Here is a 24,861-nt window from a genome sequence, read left to right on the forward strand (position 1 = left end):
GTCAATACTGTTTTTAAGTACATGGTTTTATTATCAGCACGACAAAATGAGAATGCTTTACACCGACCTTAATTGAGTTTTAATTCATTATCTTAGCGTCAAGGATTCCAATCATCCGTAATATCGTGACTGTTATGTTGGGTTTAACTTAATCTTGGTCCAAGGAAAGTGGCATACAACTTAGATATGATTTTTTCTACCTTTAGGCTTATTTGAGTTAATAGAATCTTTGCTAATATCTTTCAGTCATTAAGACTGCCAATATTGTGTGAAGCACTGTGACATGATTAGCACAATAAGAAAGCAAGTGATTGAGAAGCGTGACAACAAACACAGGTTATCTTAATCAACTCAGTCACGATGACATATATCGAGTTTTAGCATTTTTTTGAAGTGAGAAGCTCTAATTACAGAGACCCCATGCTTTAGTGCCACTAATCCATAAAAACGGTATATCTACCCTCTCGCACACTGAAACAAGCTGCCAGCATCACTTTTGAGAATTTCCTCAAAAGTACATAACAACATAAAAAATATCGTGTTTTATTACATTTTTCATGCTTAACTTTCGTTCTATGCCACACTGTTAGAGTAGAAATAACAATTAATATGATTATGACTACTATCTAATGTCAGGTATGCAAAAATTACACATATACTTTATCAGTATCAGTCGGGTGTTCTCGATAGCATCACACGACAGAGGCTAGAATTATCACAAAAAACCAAGTGGGCCAGGGATGAGCTATTTTTAACGACTGGCTAAGGTAACTAAAAGACACATAGATATTTTTTGGGGGATCGCGCATGTTCGAAGACCAAGACACATCGATCCTCAATACCTATTTTGGTACCCACAGTCCTTTTTGGCGACTTGCTTTTGATAGCCAAGCTTTAGAGTTATCAGCAATTAAAGGGACGACTATTATTGCGATTCCCCTCAATTCAGTTCAAACAATGAAAATCCGGAGTTTAACTGGTATTACCGCCAGTTTAGATGTCGAAATTAAGATTTACGGACATCCACTTCACTTACACCTCGTTGGCCGCAAAATTAATGACAAAGAATGGGGAGGGACAGCCTCAGCTTATGCTGATACCGAGTCTGTCGCACGCGATTTAGTAGTAGGGCTTTCTTTTGCCGAACAGGTCGTTTCTGAAGCAAATTCAGTGATCGTTATTCTTGATAAAGAAGGCTGCGTCCAACGTTTCAATCATCTCAGCGAAGAATATACCGGGAAGAAAGAACAAGATGTGATTGGCAAAAATGTCTATGACTTGTTTATGACCGCTAAAGAAGGGGCATCATCCCGTAAGAATATTGAAGGCTTCTTCCAACGTGGTGCGTCTTATGAAGTTGAACGTTGGGTCAATACCGTTAAAGGGAAGCGTCTATTCCTATTTCGTAATAAATTTGTTCATAGCGGAAGTGGTAAAAATGAACGCTACCTTATCTGTTCCGGTACAGATATAACGAAAGAGAGACGAGCTCAAGAACGCCTCCGGATTTTAGCGAATACCGATATGATTACGGGTCTTCCTAACCGTCATGCTATTCATGAGCGCATTAATAGCGCGATCCAAACTCGTGGTGAAACTTCGGTCGGCATTATTTATCTCGATCTCGATAACTTTAAAAAAGTAAATGACCATTATGGCCATATGTTTGGTGACAGATTACTTAAAGACGTCTCGCTGGCTATTTTAGGTTGCTTGGGTGAGAACGAAATGCTTGCCAGGCTAGGCGGTGATGAGTTTATTGTTCTGGTCGAAAATGCCCGCATGAGTGAGTTAGAAACGACAACACAGCGTATTCTTAATCGCATGAAAGCGCCTTTTAGAGTCGGATTAATCGAGGTTTATACGGGATGCTCCATTGGCATTGCATTATGCCCAGAGCATGGCGATACGCTGGAAAATATTATTCGCAGTGCAGACACCGCCATGTATACCGCAAAAGAACATGGTAAGCGTACCTACTCAATCTTTTCACAAGAAATGAATAAAAAGTATCTGAGTATGTATGGCTAGATACCAATTTGCGTAAAGGTTTAGAACAGCACCAATTACAAGTCTTTTACCAACCTAAAATATCGACTCAAACCGGTAAAGTGCACAGTGTGGAAGCCTTAGTGAGATGGCTTTCACCTGAACGCGGTTTAATTGCCCCTCTGATGTTTATTTCATATGCGGAAGAGTCTGGGCTGATAGGACCACTGGGTAAATGGGTTCTACAAACCTCAATGCAACAAGCTGTAGATTGGAAAAAGCGAGGAATTAATCTGAGAGTTGCCGTTAATGTCTCTGCTCGGCAATTAATTGATGAGGCGATCGTCACCAGTTTTAGGGAATCACTAGAAGCAAGCAATCTAGAATACAGCTTGGTGGATGTAGAATTAACCGAAAGTTGTTTGATCGATGATGAAGATGCGGCTATCAACATCATGAAGCAATTACGTCACTTAGGTGCACAGGTTCATTTGGATGACTTCGGCACCGGTTATTCTTCGCTTTCCCAATTGGCACGTATTCCCATTGATGCCATTAAGCTGGATCAAAGCTTTGTTCGTGGCATTGATAATAATCCTATTTCACAATCACTGGTTCGAGCCATTATTGTGGTTGCTGAAGCGCTTAAAATGCGGGTCATTGCCGAAGGGGTGGAAACAAAAGGTGAAGAGGTGTTCTTGGATTCTATAGGTATTGATGAAAAACAAGGATTTCTTTACGCCAAACCAATGCTCGCAGATGAACTGGAGCATTGGCTGGTCACACAACACCCTCACCTTTTACAAGATTAGGTGCCAAAAACGCCTTAGATAACAAAAGCTATATTGCTTTAGGCATTGTCGAAGTATGCCTATCTTGTAACATCACCAATCGCTCAATATAAGCGATATCCTTTGGCTCAATTGAGAATACAGAATCGACCCAATCTTCAGTTATATCCATTAACTCAGAACGTGTTAGCTGTAAAACACGCTGCCGGACTCGAATCATGGCTCTCATACCATTTAACTTAGGTCTGATTGTGTCTATAAAGGTGCGAGTCGCAAGATACGCATCGCCCGGTTGAAATAACTTATCCACTAACCCTCGGCTTTCATACCATTCGGCAGCATGTGATTCTCCTGTCCAAATCAGTTGTTCAGCCACCCGCATACCCGCTTTTCTCGCGACCAGTGAATATCCTCCCATCCCAGGGAATAGGTTAAAGGCAATTTCAGGAAAGCCCATTCTGGCAGTCGTCTGTGCCAAGACAAAATGATGAGCGAGTGCCGCTTCAAATCCTCCCCCTAGCGCACTACCTTCAATCATCGCAATCGATACGGCACCAGTATCAAATCCGCGAGAAGCTGCATGGACGCAATCGACGCAAGCACGAGCATAGGCCATGAGTGATTCACGTTTACGGCTTCGAATCATTTGTGCAAAAAAGCTTAAATCCCCCCCCACATTAAACATATTAGGTACGACTGACCCTGTGACCCAAAAGTCGAAGGGCAATTTCGACTCTTTAGCCGCCTTTACTAGCGTCATAATATTTTCAATTAACTCGAGGTTAAAACAAGGGCGTGGATGCGCTCGCAATAGCATCCACATAATATTGCGCTCTTCTTCATAATAAGCCGATATTTGGGATAAATGGCCGGCTTCAGTAAAAGGGCGGCAGCTAGGCAGATTGATCATATTCATATTCCATCCAATGAGTTAGTTGAACACGGAAAGGACTTCTCAAGCCATATCCTCCTTGAGGAACGCTCAAAAGACCGTAGTCACGGCAATCTAAGCTGGCAGTTAAATAGTGAGTCACTCAATGGATAAATGAGGGGAAAGCAGTAAAATATTAAATAACCGGAATGTTTAGCGCGCAGCTATGCAATGCGTAGAATATACCTTTTCATGAGCATTGAATTTTAGATGAAAAAATTCTGATATTGCAGATAAAATGCTGACTGAAAATTTATTCCTGACGGATTTTTTTATGTTGCACATTCTGCACTTTTTTCTGGCATTGATAACCATTGCCATACTGGCATTACTGGCGAGCCGCGACCGTAAGAGTATTAGACTACGCTTTATTTTCCAATTACTGATTATAGAAATAGCACTCGCTTATTTTTTCCTACACTCAGAAAGTGGATTAGGCGCAATCACTTATTTCGCAGGATTATTCGAAGTATTGATGAAATTTGCAGCGGTCGGCACCAGTTTTGTTTTTGGGAATATGAATGAGCAAGGTTTAGCCTTTATATTCTTGAATGTCCTTTGCCCTATTATTTTCATTTCCGCACTGATTGGTATTTTACAGCATTTCCATGTACTACCACTCATCATACGGGTTGTGGGTACACTGCTGTCAAAAGTAAACGGAATGGGCAAACTCGAGTCCTTCAATGCTGTAAGCACCTTGATTCTAGGGCAATCCGAGAATTTCATTGCCTATAAAGGAATTATTGCTGATATCTCACCACGCAGAATGTACACCATGGCTGCAACAGCGATGTCAACGGTGTCGATGTCAATCGTGAGTGCTTATATGACCATGCTCGAGCCAAAATTTGTGGTAACAGCACTCATTTTGAATATGTTTAGTACTTTTATTGTTCTTTCTATCATTAACCCTTATCACCCCAGTGAAGAACCGGAATTAAAACTAAACAAGCTTCATGAAGATCAAAGTTTTTTTGAAATGTTGGGCGAATATATTCTAGCCGGTTTTAAAATTGCCATGATAATAGCCGCAATGTTAATCGGGTTTATTGCCATCATTTCTGCTATTAATGCTTTATTTAGTAGCCTATTCAACATCAGTTTCCAAGGTGTTCTAGGGTATCTATTTTATCCACTGGCGTTTCTAATTGGCATTCCTGCTCAAGATGCCTTGCAAGCAGGGAGTATTATGGCAACCAAATTGGTCGCCAATGAATTTGTTGCCATGATTGAGTTGAAAAAAGTGGCCGCTGAAATGTCTCCGCGTGGCTTAGGGATTCTTTCCGTATTTTTAGTCTCTTTTGCCAACTTTGCTTCTATTGGCATCGTGGCGGGCGCCATTAAAGGATTGAATGAACGCCAGGGTAATGTGGTATCACGATTCGGCTTAAAACTCGTTTACGGTTCAACGTTAGTCAGCCTGCTTTCTGCCGCCATTACAGGGCTTATCCTGTCGTTGTAGCCGTATCATCGTACACAACACCTCAGATAATCAGCCTTTTATCTCTCATTGACTCGCTGTACAGCATTGATTCATCAATGATGAGATAAAAGGTCATGCAGTCATACGAAGATCGTCCTTAAAAATCTACGCATACGCTGTTATCAACGCGCATCACAGACTCTTGCTCAAACTGCTGCTTATAGCGAGAACGCACAGTATCAATATCAGCACTTCTATCATTTTTGTGGATAAGCACCAACGCCTTGCTGTTTTCTTTGGCGACACGCCCGTCATTTCCCAACCACTGTCCCTTGGCATCAATAACGGTCAGCCCCTCTTTGAAACGGCTCGTCACATCATTATCAACAAATGACTGCCATTCATTCGAAGTAATCACAGGACCATGAGGCCGATTCAGGCCGAAATAGAGTGTCGTTTGTACCATAGACTCACCCCGGCTACAGACCGGTGGCGAAACTCTCGACAGGGTTGTTTTATCATTTGTTGCATTTCCATGGCCCCTACTTTCGGAATCAGTGTGATTAACACAGCCAGTTAGCAATACGATGATGGCAACCATACCGGTAAATAAACTCACCCGATAGTGATGCCGATGAATATGCATATTCATGTAAAAATCCCACTGAATTAAAAGATAAAAACTACCATCGGATCAGCAACACTGCAATTGGACTCGGTCATCATAATCACGCAGCAGCAGTATTGCGGCAAACCCCAAACTGATGTTTTTTTCAAAAGAAAAAATAATGATAAATATTAAATTTTATTGTTTTTTATTCATATATATTAAATAGATAATAATTTTATTGATTAGATAATATAATTTGAAACTCATGACTTAGAAAATCTCAGTCGCGATAATAAACCTGAGTGATTATTCTGCGGCCTTTTGCAGCCCGAAAGAAACGTGATCATTATGCTACTCAGCGTTCTCTATATTATTGGTATTACCGCCGAAGCCATGACAGGGGCATTGGCCGCAGGCCGCCGCCAAATGGATATGTTTGGCGTCATTATTATCGCATCCGCTACGGCAATCGGCGGAGGTTCAGTTAGAGATATGCTGCTAGGGCATTACCCGTTGGGCTGGGTTAAACACCCTGAATACATTGTTATTGTGGCTGTCGCTGCCATTGTGACAACGTGGATGGCGCCATTAATGAAGCACTTGCGCCATTTATTTCTCGTACTAGATGCCATTGGGCTCATTGTTTTTTCTATTATTGGCGCACAAATTGCTCTCGATATGGGTCATAGCACCATTATTGCGGCCATTGCTGCGGTCATTACGGGTGTCTTTGGTGGTGTCCTACGCGACATGTTTTGCAACTGCATTCCACTGGTTTTCCAGAAAGAAATCTATGCGGGCATCTCATTTGCTGCCGCGTGGATCTACATCGCTTTGCAATACACGCCGCTATCTCATAACTGGGTTATTATCATCACCCTCATTACTGGGTTAAGCGCACGATTGTTAGCATTAAGATTCCGTCTAGGTCTGCCCGTGTTCAAATATGAGCACTCAGATCACTAAATCAAGCCCCTGTTTACTCTTCGGGCGAAAAACCTGTAATGCGTTGTTGCGATAGTATATCTGCGATTGTTTGTATCTCAGGATGACGTAAGAAGCGCTCAATTTGTGTTGCTCGCACCGACCCAATACCTGAAATTAAGCGCCACTCAGCAAGCGTCTTGCGCTGCAACACTTGCCAATGAGTCGCTCCGGGCTCGATCTGCGGGAAGCCAAGCGCTTGTAACCACTGGGCAAAGGGTTTCAGCTTTGCACTCTGAAATTGCAGATAAATGTTCTCCGCTCGCTCGCGACTGACCCCAGGAATAGCCGCAATTTGGTCTGCAGTCAGTGATAGCCACCCGACTAAATCGTTGACATACCCATAGCGGATAAGCGATTGCCACAGCCCACCACTGATATTGCGCATATCCAGCCCTTTCGAGCTACTGAGCCATATCAGGCGAGATAAAAATTGTGGCTCACACTCGGGGGGCAAATGGTGAAAACAACTCAATGGATGAAATTTGTCCTGAGCTGGAGGTATGATGACGTGCCGCTGGTTAACCCGCCAGATAACGTTATCCAACCGCGGAATGCCCTGCCCCGCTAGAGCGAGCGTGACTTGATCACCGATGGTGATATTCCACTGCCGCCAACGAGCAATAGAGCCAATGTTCACTCGCCGTACCCATTTATCATCAATTTTTACCGGTGAGACCTGTAGAACGGCCGTGATTTTGCCGGTGCGCCCAATCGTAAATTGTATGTCTTTTACTTCAGAGATTTGCTGCTGTGGTGGGTATTTCCACGCAATAGACCATCCCCCCGGCACTGCCTGCCAATAGCGTCCTAAGGGTTCATCCTCTTGTCGTATGACGACGCCATCGGTGGCAAAAGGTAAGGGCATTCGATACCAACGCTCCCGCCACTGAGCAACATCTTCAGTTGAAGTGACCGGTTTGCTGTATTCAGCAGTCAAAGAGAAGCCCATCTCCTGTAATCGTGTTGCTTTCTCTATCATGCTTTTTGGCCCGTCTGGCCATGCCCAAATAAAAACACCAAGCTTAGCCAGTAAGGGAGATGACGATTTTCGCATCAGCGCCCCTGCAACGGAAGATCGGGCATTGAGACCGCCATGCTGGGCTTGGTTATGCCCATCCATCTGTAGAAACAACTCCCCTTGCAAGGTCAGTAAAGGGGGAGCTGTTGCAATAAATTGAGGTATGGCTGAAATAAAGGAGGCTTTGTCAGTCCAGTTTTGGCCTTCTCGGCCATTCCCACGACTTAGAAGTTGTGCCAATTTTCCGTTTCGGTAAACCAGTGTGACGGCAACACCATCAATTTTAGGCTGTACCCAGAGATTCTCCCGCCGCTGCATCCAGTCAGCCAGAGCAGTTTCATCTTTAAGTTTTTTTAATCCGGTGTGGGCAACAGGATGAGAAAATACGCCGATCCCAAGTATCTGTGGATTCTCGGTATCTTCAGACTGATGACATTGTCGCCACCCTTGTAACTTATCCTGCAATTGATCGTAGATGTCATCCGCTATCAGGCTAACGCCCTGTTGATGGTAAGCCACATCCCATTTGTCTAACTGTTTCTTAAGAGAACTCACTTCAAGAGACATCCTTTCTACCGACCACGCTGGGCAGTGAGATAACGCACTACTGCTCCAACTGATAAAACTCACCATTAAAAAACTCAGTATTGGTAGATTCGACATATTTATTGGCACCTTTCCTTGGAGACCGGCAGTAAAACCTAAATCTTTTGCCTCGTCGAAGACCAAAAATGATAAATGCGTACCCTGCCGAACACGACGTTAATATTTGCTGCAACAGGCCGAAATTACGCAATCCTCCCCGCAAAATCATAAAATCGGGCTATTTATCGACAAAACATTCAGGTGAAATGTGTTGTAACGCTGCATGACGTGCAGCAGCCGTGTATACTGTGCGGAGATTCACACTTCTGCTTTCTATATATCAACCTAATCAACTGAAACGTCATCATGGTCCAAGGTACGCTATACATCGTTTCCGCGCCCAGTGGGGCAGGAAAATCAAGCCTGATTCAGGCTTTGTTAAAAACACAACCGTTGTACGACACGCAGGTTTCTGTTTCACATACCACGCGTGCTAAGCGTCCAGGCGAGAATCACGGTGAACATTACTTCTTCGTTTCTGAAGATGAGTTCTGCCAGATGATTGATGACGAGGCTTTTCTTGAGCATGCCAAAGTATTTGAAAACTACTACGGCACCTCACGTTTAGCGATTGAGCAGGTGCTGGCAACTGGGGTTGATGTATTTTTAGATATCGACTGGCAAGGCGCACAGCAAATTCGCGCAAAAATGCCCACCGCGCGCAGTATTTTTATTTTGCCTCCCTCCAAAGAAGAATTGGATCGCCGCTTACGTGGCCGTGGGCAAGATAGCGAAGCGGTTATCGCTAAGCGTATGGCGCAAGCTGTCGCTGAGATGGCCCATTACGCCGAGTATGATTATTTAATCGTAAATGATGATTTCAATCTGGCATTATCTGATTTGAAAACCATTATTCGCGCAGAACGTCTGCGTTTAGGCCGCCAGAAACAGCGGCATGACGCTTTAATCAGCAAATTATTGGCAGACTGAACAGAGTTTCAGTATCATGCCCAGTCATTTCGTCACCTGTGGAGTAGCAGAATTATGGCACGCGTAACTGTTCAAGACGCTGTAGAGAAAATTGGTAACCGTTTTGACCTGGTGTTGGTCGCTGCTCGTCGGGCACGTCAAATCCAGTCCGGTGGTAAAGACGCACTGGTTCCAGAAGAAAACGATAAAGTGACTGTGATTGCACTGCGTGAAATCGAAGAAGGCCTGATTACTAATCAGATTCTCGATGTTCGTGAACGCCAAGAACAGCAAGAGCAGGAAGCCGCAGAGATCCAAGCGGTAACCGCGATTGCTGAAGGTCGTCGTTAATTAGACTGCGAGTCTGCCTTGTACCTGTTTGAAAGCCTGAATCTGCTGATTCAACGTTACCTGCCAGAGGAGCAGATTAAGCGCCTCAAACAGGCATATCTTGTTGCACGTGATGCCCACGAGGGACAGACACGCTCCAGCGGCGAGCCTTACATTACTCACCCCGTTGCTGTGGCCTGTATTCTCGCGGAGATGCGACTCGATTACGAAACCTTAATGGCGGCGCTGTTACATGACGTCATTGAAGATACCCCTGCCACATATCAAGATATGGAGCAGTTATTTGGGAAAAGCGTAGCCGAGTTAGTCGAGGGTGTTTCTAAACTCGATAAGCTGAATTTCCGTGATAAGAAAGAAGCCCAAGCGGAAAACTTCCGCAAAATGATCATGGCGATGGTGCAAGATATCCGCGTCATTTTGATCAAATTGGCTGACCGCACTCACAACATGCGAACGCTGGGTTCCTTACGCCCCGATAAACGTCGTCGTATTGCCCGTGAAACCCTCGAGATATACAGCCCGCTGGCACATAGGCTGGGTATTCATCATTTAAAAACCGAGCTGGAAGAGCTGGGTTTTGAAGCACTCTACCCTAACCGCTACCGTGTGATTAAAGAAGTGGTGAAAGCCGCGCGCGGTAACCGCAAAGAGATGATTCAGAAAATCTTGGCGGAAATTGAAGGGCGTCTGACTGAAGCAGGTATTCCTTGTCGGGTCAGTGGTCGTGAAAAGCACCTCTATTCCATCTATTGCAAGATGAACCTGAAAGAGCAGCGTTTTCACTCCATCATGGATATCTATGCTTTCCGAGTTATTGTAAAAGAAGTTGATACTTGCTACCGCGTGCTGGGTCAGGCTCACAGCCTTTATAAGCCACGCCCTGGTCGAGTTAAAGACTATATCGCTATCCCTAAAGCTAACGGCTATCAATCGTTGCATACCTCATTAATTGGCCCTCATGGGGTGCCCGTTGAGGTGCAAATCCGTACCGAAGATATGGATCAGATGGCCGAAATGGGGGTTGCTGCACACTGGGCTTATAAAGAGCAGGGTGAATCTGGCACTACCGCACAAATCCGCGCTCAGCGCTGGATGCAAAGCTTGCTGGAGTTACAGCAAAGTGCGGGCAGTTCATTTGAATTTATTGAAAGCGTGAAGTCTGATCTCTTCCCTGATGAGATTTACGTTTTCACCCCCGAAGGGCGCATTGTTGAGTTACCTGCGGGTGCGACCCCTGTCGACTTTGCCTATGCCGTGCATACCGATATCGGCCATGCCTGTGTAGGTGCACGTGTTGACCGCCAACCTTATCCGCTTTCCCAGTCACTGAGTAGTGGCCAGACGGTAGAGATCATTACCGCGCCGGGTGCAAGGCCGAATGCCGCTTGGCTGAATTTTGTTGTCAGTTCAAAAGCCCGCGCCAAAATTCGCCAGTTACTGAAAAACCTTAAGCGTGATGAATCGGTCAGCCTTGGCCGCCGGTTATTGAATCATGCGTTAGGAAATGGCCGTAAAATCGCTGATATTCCTGAAGAAAATATCAAGCATGAATTGGACCGCATGAAGCTGGCGACGATGGATGATTTGTTGGCAGAAATTGGCCTCGGTAATGCCATGAGTGTCGTGGTGGCTAAAAACCTGTTGGGTGACCCTTCTACATTGGCAGCTTCTGGTGCACGTAAATTGCCAATCAAAGGTGCTGACGGTGTATTAATCACTTTCGCTAAGTGCTGTCGTCCAATTCCAGGCGACCCAATTATTGCCCATATCAGTCCAGGCAAGGGTTTGGTTATCCATCACGAATCTTGCCGTAATATCCGTGGCTACCAGAAAGAGCCTGAGAAGTTTATGGCGGTTGAATGGGATCAGGAGACTGAGCAAGAGTTTATCGCCGAAATTAAGGTTGATATGTTCAACCAACAAGGCGCTCTGGCGAATCTTACTGCGGCAATTAATGCAGCCGAATCTAATATTCAAAGCCTGAATACCGAAGAAAAAGATGGTCGGGTATACAGCGCCTTTATTCGCCTGACTACCCGCGACCGGGTCCATCTGGCTAACATTATGCGTAAAATTCGTATCATGCCGGACGTGGTTAAAGTCAGCCGTAATCGTAACTAACGCCTATGAGTCCTCAACGCTATGCGCGGATTTGTGAAATGCTTGCGACCAGACAGCCGGATCTGACGGTCTGTCTGGAGCAAGTCCATAAACCTCATAATGTCTCCGCGATTATTCGCACCGCTGATGCCGTCGGTATCCATCAGGTACATGCCATTTGGCCGACGACAGAAATGTACACGCGGCTCTCTTCTGCCGCTGGCAGCAATAGCTGGGTACAGGTCAAAACACACCCCCATATTACCGATGCCATCAGCCATCTAAAAGCGCAAGGCATGCAGGTATTAGCAACACATCTCTCTGATAAAGCGGTCGATTTTCGCGAAATTGACTATACCCGCCCAACCTGTATTTTGATGGGGCAAGAGAAAACGGGGATCTCCCAAGAAGCACTGGCGTTAGCCGATAAAGACATCATTATTCCGATGATCGGGATGGTGCAATCGCTTAATGTTTCTGTCGCTTCCGCACTTATTTTATATGAAGCTCAACGTCAGCGGCAAAACGCAGGCATGTATCAGCGTGGGCAAAGTGTTCTGCCACTCGAAGTACAGCAGCGGCTTTTATTTGAAGGGGGCTATCCCGTGTTGGCGCAAGTCGCTAAGCGGAAGGGACTGCCTCAGCCTCATATTGATGAACAGGGCCAGATTATTGCCGATCCGCAGTGGTGGTCAGCCATGCAAGCCACGGAGTCTTAAATGAAAGGCCGCCTGCTGGATGCCGTTCCCCTAAGTACACTTTCTGGTGTGGGTGCCAGTCAGGCTGGGAAACTGGCCAAAATGGGCCTCGAAACCATTCAAGATTTGTTGCTTCACCTTCCACTGCGTTATGAAGACCGTACTCGTTTATACCGTATTGGCGATCTTTTACCCGGCCTTTCTGTCACGGTCGAAGGTGAAGTTCTGCGATCTGATATCAGTTTTGGCCGCCGCCGTATGATGACCTGCCAAATCAGCGATGGTAGCGGCGTTTTGACCCTGCGCTTTTTTAACTTCAATGCCGCCATGAAAAATAGCTTGTCACCGGGCAAGCATGTAATTGCCTATGGCGAAGCCAAGCGGGGCAATACGGGGCCAGAAATCATTCATCCTGAATATCGGGTGCATGGCGAAAATATTGGCGTTGAATTGCAAGAATCCCTGACACCTGTTTATCCCACCACAGAAGGGATTCGTCAGGCAACACTGCGCAAGCTAATTGATCAAGCTCTGGCCATGTTGGATACCTGCGTCATTGCTGAGTTATTACCGATAGAATTAAGTCGCTCGCTGATTAGCCTGCCTGAAGCTATTCATACATTGCATCGCCCACCAGCCGATATCCAACTGATTGACTTAGAGCAAGGGAAACATCCTGCACAGCGGCGGCTGATTATGGAAGAGTTACTGGCCCATAATCTCAGCATGTTAGCCGTTAGAGCGGGTGCTCAGAGCTATCGGGCACTGCCTTTGTTGGCAGAAGATGAGCTGAAGCAACGTTTTCTAGCTGCACTACCGTTCACCCCCACGCACGCCCAGCAGCGGGTGGTGGCAGAAATTGAACAGGACATGACGCATAATTTCCCGATGATGCGGCTGATTCAAGGCGATGTGGGATCGGGTAAAACATTGGTTGCCGCACTGGCAGCACTACGTGCTATTGCTCATGGCAAACAAGTGGCGTTGATGGCCCCGACCGAATTGCTCGCAGAACAGCATGCCAATACCTTCCGCCAATGGTTGGAGCCATTAGGTTTGGAAGTGGGCTGGCTCGCTGGGAAGCAAAAAGGCAAAGCGCGACTGGCGCAGCAAGATGCCATCGCCAGTGGTCAGGTTGCGATGGTCGTTGGTACTCACGCGATGTTCCAGGAACAAGTGCGTTTTTCCGGACTGGCACTGGTCATTATTGATGAGCAGCATCGCTTCGGTGTTCATCAACGGCTCGCGTTATGGGAAAAAGGCGAAGAACAAGGGTTCCACCCGCATCAGCTCATTATGACAGCCACCCCAATTCCCCGAACGCTCGCCATGACCGCCTACGCAGACCTCGATACCTCCGTGATTGATGAACTGCCGCCGGGAAGAACTCCCGTGACAACCGTCGCCATCCCCGATACCCGCCGTAGCGATGTGATTCAACGGGTGAAAAACGCTTGTCTGGAAGAGGGCCGACAGGCGTACTGGGTGTGTACCTTGATTGAAGAATCTGAGGTGCTCGAAGCCCAAGCCGCCGAAGTGACGTGTGAAGAGCTCAAAAATGCCTTGCCGGAGATTAAAGTCGGCTTAGTGCATGGGCGGATGAAAGGCGCCGAAAAACAGGCTGTTATGCTGGCTTTTAAGCAGGGTGAATTGCAGCTATTGGTCGCGACGACGGTGATTGAGGTCGGCGTAGACGTACCGAACGCGAGCTTGATGATCATCGATAACCCTGAACGCTTGGGGTTAGCACAATTACACCAATTGCGTGGTCGCGTAGGTCGAGGCGCTGTCGCCTCACACTGTGTACTGCTCTATAAAACGCCACTGAGCAAAACCGCCCAAATGCGTTTGCAAGTATTGCGCGACAGTAACGATGGTTTTGTTATTGCACAACGCGACTTAGAAATCCGTGGCCCTGGTGAGTTATTAGGCACTCGGCAGACAGGGAATGCAGAGTTTAAAGTGGCCGATTTACTGCGTGACCAAGCCATGATCCCCGAAGTGCAGCGCGTCGCTCGTCATCTGCACCAGCAATACCCCGAACATGCTCGCGCATTAATTGAGCGTTGGTTACCCGAGCGAACGCGCTATACGAACGCATAATATCGAGTAGCTGAAACCTATTGGTGATTGAATCAATCAGAGGCAGCCTGACCTAACACATAGACTGCCTCTGATAGGATTATCCGATGACCGCAGGGAAGATTGGCAGTAATAGATAAAGTTTAATCACGATCACATTGACGATATCAATGAAGAACGCCCCCACCATAGGTACAACCAAAAAGGCCAAATGAGAGGGACCAAAACGGTCAGTGATCGCTTGCATATTGGCGATGGCCGTCGGTGTTGCACCTAGGCCAAAACCACAGTGCCCTGCCGCCAGTACCGCCGCATCATAGTTTCTCCCCATCACCCGATAAGTGACAAAAATTGCGTATAGCGCCATCACTAACGCCTGTGCTGACAGGATAACCAGCATCGGTAAGGCCAAAGATGCTAACTCCCACAGTTTTAGGCTCATTAATGCCATCGCCAAAAACAGTGACAAACTGACGTTCCCCAGCACCGAGACCGCACGATCAAACACTTTATAAAAACCAATTGTCGACAGCGTATTACTGAGGATCACCCCAACAAATAGCACGCAGACGAAGGTGGGTAGCTCAAACATCGTGCCCTGTAGCCAGCCGGAAATCACTTGGCCCGCCATCAGGCAAATGGCAATCATGGCGATAGTTTCGACCAACACTAACGATGTAATCATGCGGCCAGCAGAGGGTTTTTCAAACGCAGAAGGCACTTCGCTGTCTTCTGGTGTACCGTCAGGGGTGGAAGAGTGCTTGACCAAATAACGAGCCACTGGGCCGCCAATCAACCCGCCGAGGACTAAACCAAAGGTCGCGCAGGCCATCGCAACTTCAGTCGCATTTTCAAAGCCATAGCGCTCAACAAACACTTTACTCCACGCCGCACCAGTGCCATGACCACCCGATAAGGTAATGGAACCCGCCAATAATCCCATCAATGGGTCTAGTCCCATCAACTTCGCGAGGGCAACCCCAATCGCATTCTGTACAAGCAGTAAACCGACGACGACAAAGACAAAAATACTCAGCACTTTGCCACCCGCACGTAAGCTGGCCAAATTGGCATTCAGCCCAATGGTCGCAAAGAATGCCAGCATCAAGGGATCTTTCAGCGACATATCAAAACTGATTTCCCAGCCGAGAGTCTTTTGCATCAGCAGCATCATAAATGCCACGAGCAAACCACCAGCGACCGGTTCGGGGATGGTGTATTTTTTTAGAAAAGGGACAGTTTTTACGAGTTTACGGCCTAGCAGTAAAACCAAACAGGCCGCGACGAGCGTGCCATAGGTATCGAGATGAAACATCTTGGTACTCCATGCGATTAAAATATCGAATAAAAATATGACGTTAGACAGTTCCTTAATAAACGCCAAAGCTGTAGAGGGGGGATTAGAAAAAAAATCTCGCCTAATTACAAGTTTAGCCGTTAAAAAAATCGGCTGATTGATGGAGAGAAATATTTATAAAAATGCAGCGCAACCGATTGCTTTTGTGAGGCGGATCATTAAAATGCCCTCTTTGCCGATCAGGGTATGCCATTCCATGTCTACGCAATCTGCCGAACTTGATGCGCCACAGCAGCCAACCACTCGTCCGAGTGAATTAATTTATCGTTTAGAAGACCGCCCGCCTCTTGCCCAAACACTGTTTGCCGCCTGTCAGCATTTATTGGCGATGTTTGTCGCAGTCATTACTCCTGGCCTACTCATTTGTCAGGCACTTGGATTACCGGCAGAAGATACTCAGCGTATTATCAGCATGTCCTTGTTTGCCTCGGGTTTGGCGTCGCTATTGCAGATTAAAACGTGGGGGCCGGTAGGCTCTGGTCTATTATCGATTCAGGGCACCAGTTTTAACTTTGTTTCGCCGCTGATTATGGGTGGACTGGCACTGAAAAATGGGGGGGCTGATATCCCAACGATGATGGCAGCGCTGTTCGGCACCCTGATGGTCGCTTCCTGTACCGAAATCATCCTTTCGCGCTTCTTACATTTGGCGCGCCGAATTATCACCCCATTAGTGTCTGGGATTGTGGTGATGATTATCGGTCTATCATTGATTCAAGTTGGCCTGACATCCATTGGCGGCGGCTATGCTGCGATGGGTGACAATACCTTCGGCGCACCGAAAAACCTGTTATTGGCCGGTGCCGTTTTGGTGGTGATTATTTTGCTAAACCGCCAACGTAACCCTTATTTGCGCGTGGCCTCGTTAGTTATCGCCATGGCGGTCGGTTATCTCTTGGCTTGGTCATTGGGGATGCTGCCTGAGAGCCGCCCAGTCGTGGATACCGCTCTGATTACCATTCCAACACCCTTGTTCTATGGGCTGTCTTTTGACTGGAATCTACTCGTACCACTGATGCTCATCTTTATGGTGACGTCCCTTGAAACCATCGGTGATATCACGGCGACCTCAGATGTGTCAGAGCAACCGGTTCATGGCCCGTTATATATGAAGCGCCTGAAAGGGGGAGTGCTGGCGAATGGCTTGAACTCTATGCTGTCAGCGGTGTTCAACACCTTCCCGAACTCCTGTTTCGGTCAGAATAATGGGGTGATTCAACTGACGGGGGTTGCCAGCCGTTATGTCGGCTTTGTTGTCGCGTTGATGCTGATTGTACTGGGCCTGTTCCCTGCGGTTGCCGGATTTGTGCAGCATATCCCTGAGCCGGTTCTGGGGGGCGCAACCCTCGTTATGTTCGGCACTATTGCCGCTTCTGGCGTGCGTATTGTGTCGCGTGAAACCCTGAATCGCCGCGCAATTATGATTATGGCGTTATCATTAGCGGTCGGTATGGGTGTCGCACAACAACCGTTGATCCTGCAATTTGCACCTGACTGGATCAAAACACTGCTCTCTTCTGGGATTGCCGCCGGCGGTATTACTGCCATTGTGCTTAACTTACTCTTCCCACAAGAAAAATAATCTCTGCACTCATTCATCACTGAAATGGCCGGTCGTCAACGATACCGGCCATTTTTTTATGTACTGATGATAGATTGTTGCTTGAGCTAAGGGACAATTTACGGCATAAACAGAGTTCCTTGTATCGAAAGGCGTGGATTTACCAGATGAAATTTCTCGGGAAAGTGCTGCTAACGTTATTATTACTCTTGGTGCTATCCGTAGTGCTCTGCTACGTATTACTCCAAACCCGTTGGGCCGCCGGATGGCTGAGCCGCTGGGTTAGTGATAACAGCGAATATCAACTCTCTCTGGGGAAGATAGATCACTCCTGGTCCACTCCTGGGCAGATCAGTTTGACTGATGTGACCTTCGGGCGCGACAATCAGCCCCCTCTACTTGTGGCCCAACAGACGCTCCTTGGTCTGAGCTGGCGGCAACTCACTGAACCTCGTCATCTTCTTAGCCTGAATTTACAAAATGGCAGTTTAACCCTTAGCAACAGTCCCTCCCCACTGCCTTTACAGGCTGATACCCTGCAATTAACCAATATGGTGCTGAATACGACGATTGAGCCAACAAACTCAGCGGGCCAATGGAAAGTGGCTGGTCAGCAAGTCACGGGGGGATTAGTGCCGTGGCAGCCAGTATCAGGTAATAGTCTGGGGGAAAATGCTAAATTTCAGTTTAGCGCCGGTACATTAACCATTAATGGCATCGCCGCACAGCGACTCTATGTACAAGGTTCGATAGACAAAAATGCGCTGACACTCACGACATTCGGTGCCGATATCGCTCAAGGGGAATTAACAGGTAATGCTAGCCAATCCGCTGATGGCAGTTGGATAGTGGATCGCCTGCGCCTTAGTAATATTCGCCTGCAAACCTCCGCGACCGTAGACGATGTTTGGGATACTTTTTTAAAACTGCCGCCAATCACATTGAAACGCTTTGATTTGATTGATGCGCGAGTCGAGGGGAATAATTGGGCCTTCAATGATCTCGACCTGATGCTAAAAAATATCACCTTTAAGCAGGGTGATTGGCAAAGTGATGAGGGGGAAATGTCCTTCAATGCAGGCGATATTATTAAAGGTAATATTCATCTGATTGACCCGATAGCCACCTTTGCTTTATCGCCCGCTGGCGTGGCGATTAATCAGTTCTCAACACGTTGGCAGGATGGCCTGCTAAGAACTCAAGGGCTTTGGGCGCGAGATACTCATCGCCTGCAACTGAATGAACTGACCCTGGTCGCGCTGATTTATACCTTACCCAGCGATTGGAAACAGCAATGGCAACAAACCTTACCCAACTGGCTGTCTGACGTCTATGTGGGGAAATTAAACGGTAGCCGTAACTTGTTGATTGATATCAGCCCAGACTTCCCTTTCCAGATAACATCATTGGATATGGCTGGTACCAACTTACTGTTGGCCAAAAATCATCAGTGGGGTGTTTGGTCGGGATCACTGATGTTGAACGCAGGTAATGCGACCTTCAATAAAAATGATGTTCGCCGCCCGTCTCTATCGCTAAGTGCCAATGAACAACAAATTGCCTTGAGCGAGTTAAGTGCGTTTACCAGCGCGGGCTTATTGGAAGCGACCGCCAGCATTGAACAAACCCCTGCTCGAGCATTCTCGCTATCGTTGACCGGCCGTTCTGTTGATTTGGATATTTTGCAAAACTGGGGCTGGCCAGCGTTACCACTGCAAGGTCTGGGTAACTTGAAATTGCAGATAAAAGGCAGTCTGGCGGCAGATACCCCATTGAAACCCACCGTTAATGGCACCTTACAAGCCACTGACAGCCATGGGCAGCAAGTTAATCAAGTGATACAGCAGGGTGAAGTGCATAGCAACCTAAGCCAATAAGCGCGCTAAAAGCGCAGTGGCCATTTCGGCACTGAATACGAAGTAGCGAACTATCGATAAGATTGAAAGGCATTGCAGCGTTTGGCTAACCGATAAACAACCCAGATAGGCGTTGTTTATCGGTTGACTGTTTTACAAGGTAGACTGTTTTACAAAGTAGACTGTTTTATAACGTAGATTCACTCGCTGATGGTTAACCATAAACCGGCAAACTCATAGCCACTCGCTTGCTCAAATGCCGCCAGCGTTGGATCACCCCAATCGTTATCACGAATGCCGGTGCCGGGATCGTAATACAGCCCATCGGAACCCCGTGCCAGTATATGAAGCGCTTGTGGGCCAGAAACCACACATATCAATTGCGCCTGCTCCTCGTTAGGCGCGGCGTAATTAGCATCCGTATGAACATTTTGCTGGCCAACAACGGCCTCACACGCAGCCTGTTCATTGGGATACAAAGCCCCTAATGCAAATAATCCCGCAGTGGTGATACTCACCGATGCCGTGCGATTGAAATCCATCGCAACCGCGGCCATTGCTGCCGGTGAATTGTATCCCCCAGCAACCACGTTTGGCCCCCCATTAGGGTTAAGTATGCCTGTTAGACCATAGATTTTGTCCTTAGCCGTAACAAAATCATCATCTTGGGTAATCACATCCGTGTTGCCCTGATAGGTAATGATGGTACTTTCCGGCCAAGCTGCAAAGGCAGCCAATATGGCGGTGAGTGCATAAGCGCCGCATTCGTTACTGGCCAGTGGTTGCGTCAATTGACCAACGGGGTCAGGGAGTTGGCCTAACAATAGATTCAGTGGAACGCTGGTTGTCAGATTAGGCATATAGCCTCCTAATAGAAATCGTGAAATTCAACATAAATGGTCATACAGGAACGGCACAGTTGATCAGGCTGGCCGTCTTCACAGGAGCATTAAGACGCAGCAGTGACCGTCCAAGTACCTTGTGGGTTATAGGTCACGTTAAATGCGGTGATGCCTTGCGTGGTATCGCAAATTGCAGAACCGACGGATGAAGTGGAGAAGTTAATCACCGTCCCCGGCTGGTATGTCCCTGTTTGGACATAGAAGCTGAGCACCGGCTGGCAATCGATATTTTTACTCGGCTCTGCATTGATGAAGCTTGATAAGACGGTGCCGCCACTGGCGCTTTGCACTGCTAACCCTGCATTCAACACTTCAGTGATCGGGTTGAATGCGGGCGTGATAATGCGATAAGCACCGGGCTGTACACCTTCGGTATAACTGGCAGGTGACAAACCAAGCGAAGGATCCACTGAAAGTAGTGTGGTGTTTGCGGTTTGTACCCCCGCCGTCGCAGAGGTTAAATCAACAGGTTGGCTAGAGGTGATGTAGCCAGAGTCTTGCCCGACCGACAAATTCGGTAACTGAGTTTGAGCACCAGCATAGAATTGCATTAAGCATTCAAAGGTCAGCACAGAACCTGAGCTAGCGAACGGCTGCAACACTTCTTGGTAGATACTGTTGGAGTAGACTTTAGCGCCACCGGTATAAATTGCCGGTTTTTGGAAGAAGAAGAAGTCCTGCGCTGTTGGGCTGTTATTGATTACGTTGATTGTATATAGAGTACTCATTTTGTATTCCTTATGTATTTAGAGGGAGACATCATGAGGTAGCTCGTTTCTTTCGCTACCCGCATTACAAATTGCAACTGGCATGCCAACCAATTAACACTTTGATTTTCAATAATTAATTAATTTATTGAGTGTAGAAAAACCCATAAAGTGGACGATTCTGTCCAAGGAAAAAAGAAGATTGGCCGAAAACGACCACGCGGGCTGATGCCTAATTAATTCGGTTGTTCTAACTCGGCTAATAATTGCGTAGCTCGGCTGACAATGGGGTGGCTCCCTTGAGAATCGATGCTTTTCAGGATGCTGGACAGCAAGGTAATGGCTTCCGGCTTTCGCTTTGTTTGCGCTAATAAGCTGGCCAGCTCGTGAGTAGCGGCGATTTGAGCGGGCACAATACCCAATGCCTGCGCGGTCGCGATGGCGCAACGGAACCCTTGTTCAGCGCCGGTGGCATCACTTAATGCCCATTTGGCGCGAGCTTGGATAATCATCAGTTCGCTTAGATAAGCACGTTCTTGGTGTTTGAACGCCAAATCTAACGCCTGAGAAATCAATATGTCGCACTGTTGTGGCTGGCCGGAAAGGAGTAATAGTTCGCCACGTTTCCATGCGTGGAAGGAGTGAAATAGCTTCCCACCCTCGCTGAATAGATGGGTATCAAAACCGTCGATCATATGTTGCTCTGCCTGCACATAATCATGCTGCATCAGCAGATAGCACCCTTTTAGTACCTTCCCCAGCCCCTGATAAAAAGCAAAGCCATATTGCTGCGTCTGTATTTCTAATGCGTGGGTTAGGGGTCCTAAACGATCCCTGTCTTCGAATAAACAGGCCAGCCATGCTGCCCCTCGTAGAGAGATAACACGATGAAAAACAATTAACGTCTCATCATGACCGCGTAATTCCAGTTTTTTGGCTATCTCTTTAGCCCGCTTAAATTTGCCTCGTTGAAATGATGCCAATCCTTCTAACGTCAGTGCCATGCCGAATAAATCCAAACCTTGTTGGTCGGTATATTCAGCGGAAGAATTGAGTAATTTGCTACGAACCAAGCAGGTCAAAACCTCCTGATTATCGCCCAGCCAAAACAGGGTACTGGCTAATGCGATATGTGCTTCTCCCCATATCAATGCTGTTTTTTCTGTCTGCCCGTGTTGCAACAACTCCTGAGCCAGAGTTCGCACATGAGGTAATTCCAGCGCCATTAGCTGCGCTGACCAACGCCAAAAAAACAGCCCCACCAGCTCAGATTCATCACCCGTTTTTTTCCCTAATGAAATGGCATCGTTATGATATTTCAGCGCATCATGACTTAACCAACCATGCAGTATTTGATAGCTGAGGCTCAGTTGACGATAGAGGTTGTAATGGAGTTGCCGAACTTCTTCATCTAACGTAATTCCTACCAACAGTTGTAAGCCTTTTTGTAAATCCGCGATGGCTTCATGGTAGGCAGCACTCTGCATGAGGCGCATTCCGGTTTGCAAATGCTGTAGGGCGATTGGCCGCTTATCCATCCGGCCATGGATACGCCGTTCCACCGATTTACGACTGATACCCAATAATTGTGCCGCGGCAGTTTTATTTCCCGTCGTGCGCTGTAACGCTCGCTCAATCAGTAATTGTTCTACGGCCTCCAGTTTATCGCCTCCCGGTAGCGCCAACATGGCATCAGCCAGCAGATCCGCTGACAGTTTCACCTCAAGCTGCGCGGTCGGCATAAATGTGTCGAGTACTTCGCGAGTAATTAAGTGGGTATCCGATAATGCCGCTAATCTATCCACTAGGTTGCGTAGTTCTCGCACGTTTCCCGGCCAAGGATACTGTTGTAAGTGAGACATGGCGTGAGCATTGAAGACTAATCGGTGAGTTTGCAGTGAGGCGAAATATTCAATTAATGCGGGAATGTCCTCTTTACGCTGGTTGAGGGCAGGAATATCCAGCGTGATGACCCCGAGGCGGTAATAGAGATCTTCCCTAAACACCCCACTTTTAACTTGAGTCAGTAAGTTCCGGTGAGTCGCGGCGACCACTCGCCCCTTAAAATGGCGCACATCACTACTGCCGATGGGTCGAAAAGTGCGTGTTTCTAATGCACGTAGCAGTTTAGGCTGTACCGATAATGGCATTTCACCAATTTCATCTAAGAAGAGGGTGCCACTACCGACCATTTCCAAATGGCCCCGCCGGTCACCAGATGCACCCGTAAATGCGCCTCTAACATGGCCAAATAGTTCCGCTTCAACCAAGTGCTCAGGGATGGCCCCACAGTTAAGATCGATAAAAGGTGCTGACGGATTTTTACTACGCTGATGGACTAATTGAGCAATCACTTCTTTTCCGCAACCGGTAGGGCCACAAATCAGCAAGCTTTGCTGCGAAGGCGCAACCTTCTCAACTAACCGTAAAAGTTGTCTGAAGGCTTCGGATGAACCAATAACATTAATTGATGAATGGCTATCACCTACTGGCATATCTCCCTCCTTGACACCAAGGATGGGGAAATAAAATCGAACCATCTGGAGGTGATTTCTGTGATGACAATATGGGGAAAATTAACAACTAAATTAATTTTTATTAAGTTATATCAACAAGTTTAATGACGTTACTTTGTGGACACCTGCGCAATATGAGACTGATCACCTCACCTTTAAAATGGAATAAAAGATTATCACGAATATATAACTGTAAGTTATCTATTGGATATTGCACATGTCCTGCTAAGAAATTCCGTAAATAGTGCGGACGGTCACAGGAAAAAGAAATCGTGAAGGAAATGACGGGAGGGAATAAAAGCGGCCCGTTCATCGGTTACTGGTTGAACGGGCAGTGCTTGGGCGAGCAATACTAAAAAATAGTACACATGCAGGTAATGGTAGACATGCCGATAATAGTACTAGTGTCAATAATAGTACTAGTACCAATGATAGTACGAGTGCCGATTTTAGCGGACGGCATCATCCCCAGCAGCAACAGGGAGAACCATGTAAGTTCCCGAAAAGACGGAACCCGCATCTTCATCGCCGAATAAGTTTACGTCTAATTGCACCCTAGCGCGTCGGCCACGGGCTAATCGGTCCAGATCGCCACTTAGCGAGCTAAGTTCAGCCACGGCTCGCGGCCTACCTGTTACTGGAGCACTGTAGCGGATGTGTGCATCAACCAGAATAATAGTGCCGCCTAAATGACGTTCGCGTAGTAATAGCCAAATCAACCCCCAGCCGGTCAAGGTTGCCAGCGAGAAAAGGCTGCCTGCAAATAGGGTATGGTGCGGATTTTGATTGCCCGCCTCTGGCATAGTGGTCACAAAACGCTGGCCAGTATATTGGCTGATGCGTACGCCCATTTTTTCACTGAGTGGAATATGGTCATACCATGCTTGTTGCAACTGACCGCACCAATCGGGGCGATGCAGAATGTCATCCATAGTCGCGACTGGCTTAATCATTAAAAAGTGGCGCACTGGCGTTGTTTGTGGGGCGGTTATCTCCCCTTGGCTAACAAACCCTAACTTGGCAAAGAAATCGACTGCATCTTCACGGGCGCTACAAACCACCCGCTTCACGCCCTCCTGACGCGCCACTGACTCTAAGGTCATCGCAACCAGTGTCCCTAAGCCTTTATCACGGACATTGGGGTCAACGGCCAGAAAACGAATAGCGGCTTCATTATCAGCATTAATATACAACCGGCCAATGGCGACGGGTTTACCCTGCTCATCCACCACCATTTGGTGATGAGCCATAGCGTCATAAGCATCTTTTTCTGAACCCACGGGTTGGTGCAATGGCTTGCGCAACATCTCCCAACGGAATTGATAATAATCTTTGAGTTCTTGTTCTGTTATGGGCACACGCAAGTGGTACATAGACACATTCTCTCTTTAATATTATCAATAAAATCTAGGGCTTAACCCTCTA

The 24,861-nt window shown here is 47.0% G+C and carries 17 protein-coding genes and 1 pseudogene; 10 read left to right on the forward strand and 8 right to left on the reverse strand.

Features of this window, described 5'->3' with window-relative positions; all coding sequences use genetic code 11:
* Positions 1-807 precede the first annotated feature (807 nt).
* Positions 808-2,801, forward strand: a pseudogene (pdeR, locus tag BN68_RS20600) (cyclic di-GMP phosphodiesterase).
* Between the two features lie 28 nt (positions 2,802-2,829).
* On the opposite strand, the gene BN68_RS20605 reads toward pdeR, so the two are convergent.
* Positions 2,830-3,696 (reverse strand): crotonase/enoyl-CoA hydratase family protein, encoded by an 867-nt coding sequence (locus BN68_RS20605; RefSeq protein ID WP_042807042.1) that lies wholly within the window; start codon positions 3,694-3,696, stop codon positions 2,830-2,832.
* Between the two features lie 289 nt (positions 3,697-3,985).
* On the opposite strand from BN68_RS20605, the gene BN68_RS20610 reads away from it, so the two are divergent.
* Complete coding sequence (locus tag BN68_RS20610) at positions 3,986-5,176, forward strand: NupC/NupG family nucleoside CNT transporter (RefSeq protein WP_042807056.1); 1,191 nt, start codon at positions 3,986-3,988, stop codon at positions 5,174-5,176.
* A 118-nt stretch (positions 5,177-5,294) separates the two neighbouring features.
* On the opposite strand, the gene BN68_RS20615 is transcribed toward BN68_RS20610, so the two are convergent.
* Positions 5,295-5,789, reverse strand: coding sequence for a DUF3574 domain-containing protein (locus tag BN68_RS20615; RefSeq protein ID WP_019213083.1), 495 nt, complete (start codon positions 5,787-5,789; stop codon positions 5,295-5,297).
* A 306-nt stretch (positions 5,790-6,095) separates the two neighbouring features.
* On the opposite strand from BN68_RS20615, the gene BN68_RS20620 reads away from it, so the two are divergent.
* Positions 6,096-6,713: a trimeric intracellular cation channel family protein gene (locus BN68_RS20620; protein WP_019213084.1), complete on the forward strand. Its 618-nt coding sequence runs from the start codon at positions 6,096-6,098 to the stop codon at positions 6,711-6,713.
* Between the two features lie 13 nt (positions 6,714-6,726).
* Here BN68_RS20620 and ligB read toward each other — a convergent pair whose 3' ends face one another.
* On the reverse strand, positions 6,727-8,415 hold the full coding sequence (gene ligB, locus BN68_RS20625) for an NAD-dependent DNA ligase LigB (protein ID WP_391592559.1): 1,689 nt from the start codon (positions 8,413-8,415) through the stop codon (positions 6,727-6,729).
* Between the two features lie 288 nt (positions 8,416-8,703).
* On the opposite strand from ligB, the gene gmk reads away from it, so the two are divergent.
* From gmk to recG, 5 genes are read left to right on the forward strand one after another with little or no spacing between them, the layout of a single operon-like run.
* A complete protein-coding gene (gene gmk / locus BN68_RS20630; protein ID WP_019213086.1) occupies positions 8,704-9,327 on the forward strand; it encodes a guanylate kinase in 624 nt (207 codons plus the stop codon).
* A 54-nt stretch (positions 9,328-9,381) separates the two neighbouring features.
* Positions 9,382-9,657 carry a DNA-directed RNA polymerase subunit omega gene (rpoZ, locus tag BN68_RS20635; RefSeq protein ID WP_004392061.1) on the forward strand — a complete coding sequence of 92 codons (276 nt, stop codon included), beginning with the start codon at positions 9,382-9,384 and terminating at the stop codon, positions 9,655-9,657.
* Between the two features lie 18 nt (positions 9,658-9,675).
* Positions 9,676-11,778: a bifunctional GTP diphosphokinase/guanosine-3',5'-bis pyrophosphate 3'-pyrophosphohydrolase gene (gene spoT / locus BN68_RS20640; RefSeq protein ID WP_019213087.1), complete on the forward strand. Its 2,103-nt coding sequence runs from the start codon at positions 9,676-9,678 to the stop codon at positions 11,776-11,778.
* A 5-nt stretch (positions 11,779-11,783) separates the two neighbouring features.
* A complete protein-coding gene (trmH, locus tag BN68_RS20645; RefSeq protein WP_042807043.1) occupies positions 11,784-12,476 on the forward strand; it encodes a tRNA (guanosine(18)-2'-O)-methyltransferase TrmH in 693 nt (230 codons plus the stop codon).
* A complete protein-coding gene (gene recG / locus BN68_RS20650) occupies positions 12,477-14,558 on the forward strand; it encodes an ATP-dependent DNA helicase RecG (protein WP_019213089.1) in 2,082 nt (693 codons plus the stop codon).
* 79 nt (positions 14,559-14,637) lie between these two features.
* On the opposite strand, the gene gltS is transcribed toward recG, so the two are convergent.
* On the reverse strand, positions 14,638-15,852 hold the full coding sequence (gltS, locus tag BN68_RS20655; RefSeq protein ID WP_019213090.1) for a sodium/glutamate symporter: 1,215 nt from the start codon (positions 15,850-15,852) through the stop codon (positions 14,638-14,640).
* A 238-nt stretch (positions 15,853-16,090) separates the two neighbouring features.
* Between gltS and BN68_RS20660 the strand changes: the two genes are divergently transcribed.
* Together BN68_RS20660 and BN68_RS20665 are read left to right on the forward strand one after the other, a co-directional pair.
* Positions 16,091-17,476, forward strand: a complete 1,386-nt coding sequence (locus BN68_RS20660) for a uracil-xanthine permease family protein (protein ID WP_019213091.1) — start codon at positions 16,091-16,093, stop codon at positions 17,474-17,476.
* Positions 17,477-17,622: 146 nt separating this feature from the next.
* Positions 17,623-19,332: an AsmA family protein gene (locus BN68_RS20665; protein WP_019213092.1), complete on the forward strand. Its 1,710-nt coding sequence runs from the start codon at positions 17,623-17,625 to the stop codon at positions 19,330-19,332.
* A 179-nt stretch (positions 19,333-19,511) separates the two neighbouring features.
* Here BN68_RS20665 and BN68_RS20670 read toward each other — a convergent pair whose 3' ends face one another.
* The 4 genes from BN68_RS20670 to fabY all read right to left on the reverse strand — a co-directional run bounded on the left by BN68_RS20670 (position 19,512) and on the right by fabY (position 24,809).
* Entirely contained in the window at positions 19,512-20,171 is a 660-nt protein-coding gene (locus BN68_RS20670; protein WP_019213093.1) for a hypothetical protein, read from the reverse strand.
* A gap of 89 nt (positions 20,172-20,260) precedes the next feature.
* Positions 20,261-20,941 (reverse strand): hypothetical protein, encoded by a 681-nt coding sequence (locus tag BN68_RS20675; RefSeq protein ID WP_019213094.1) that lies wholly within the window; start codon positions 20,939-20,941, stop codon positions 20,261-20,263.
* 215 nt (positions 20,942-21,156) lie between these two features.
* Positions 21,157-23,415: a sigma-54 interaction domain-containing protein gene (locus tag BN68_RS20680; protein WP_019213095.1), complete on the reverse strand. Its 2,259-nt coding sequence runs from the start codon at positions 23,413-23,415 to the stop codon at positions 21,157-21,159.
* 470 nt (positions 23,416-23,885) lie between these two features.
* Complete coding sequence (gene fabY / locus BN68_RS20685; protein ID WP_019213096.1) at positions 23,886-24,809, reverse strand: fatty acid biosynthesis protein FabY; 924 nt, start codon at positions 24,807-24,809, stop codon at positions 23,886-23,888.
* Positions 24,810-24,861: the final 52 nt, after the last annotated feature.

Origin of the sequence: Yersinia massiliensis CCUG 53443 (assembly GCF_000312485.1) — a bacterium.
Lineage (GTDB): Bacteria > Pseudomonadota > Gammaproteobacteria > Enterobacterales > Enterobacteriaceae > Yersinia > Yersinia massiliensis.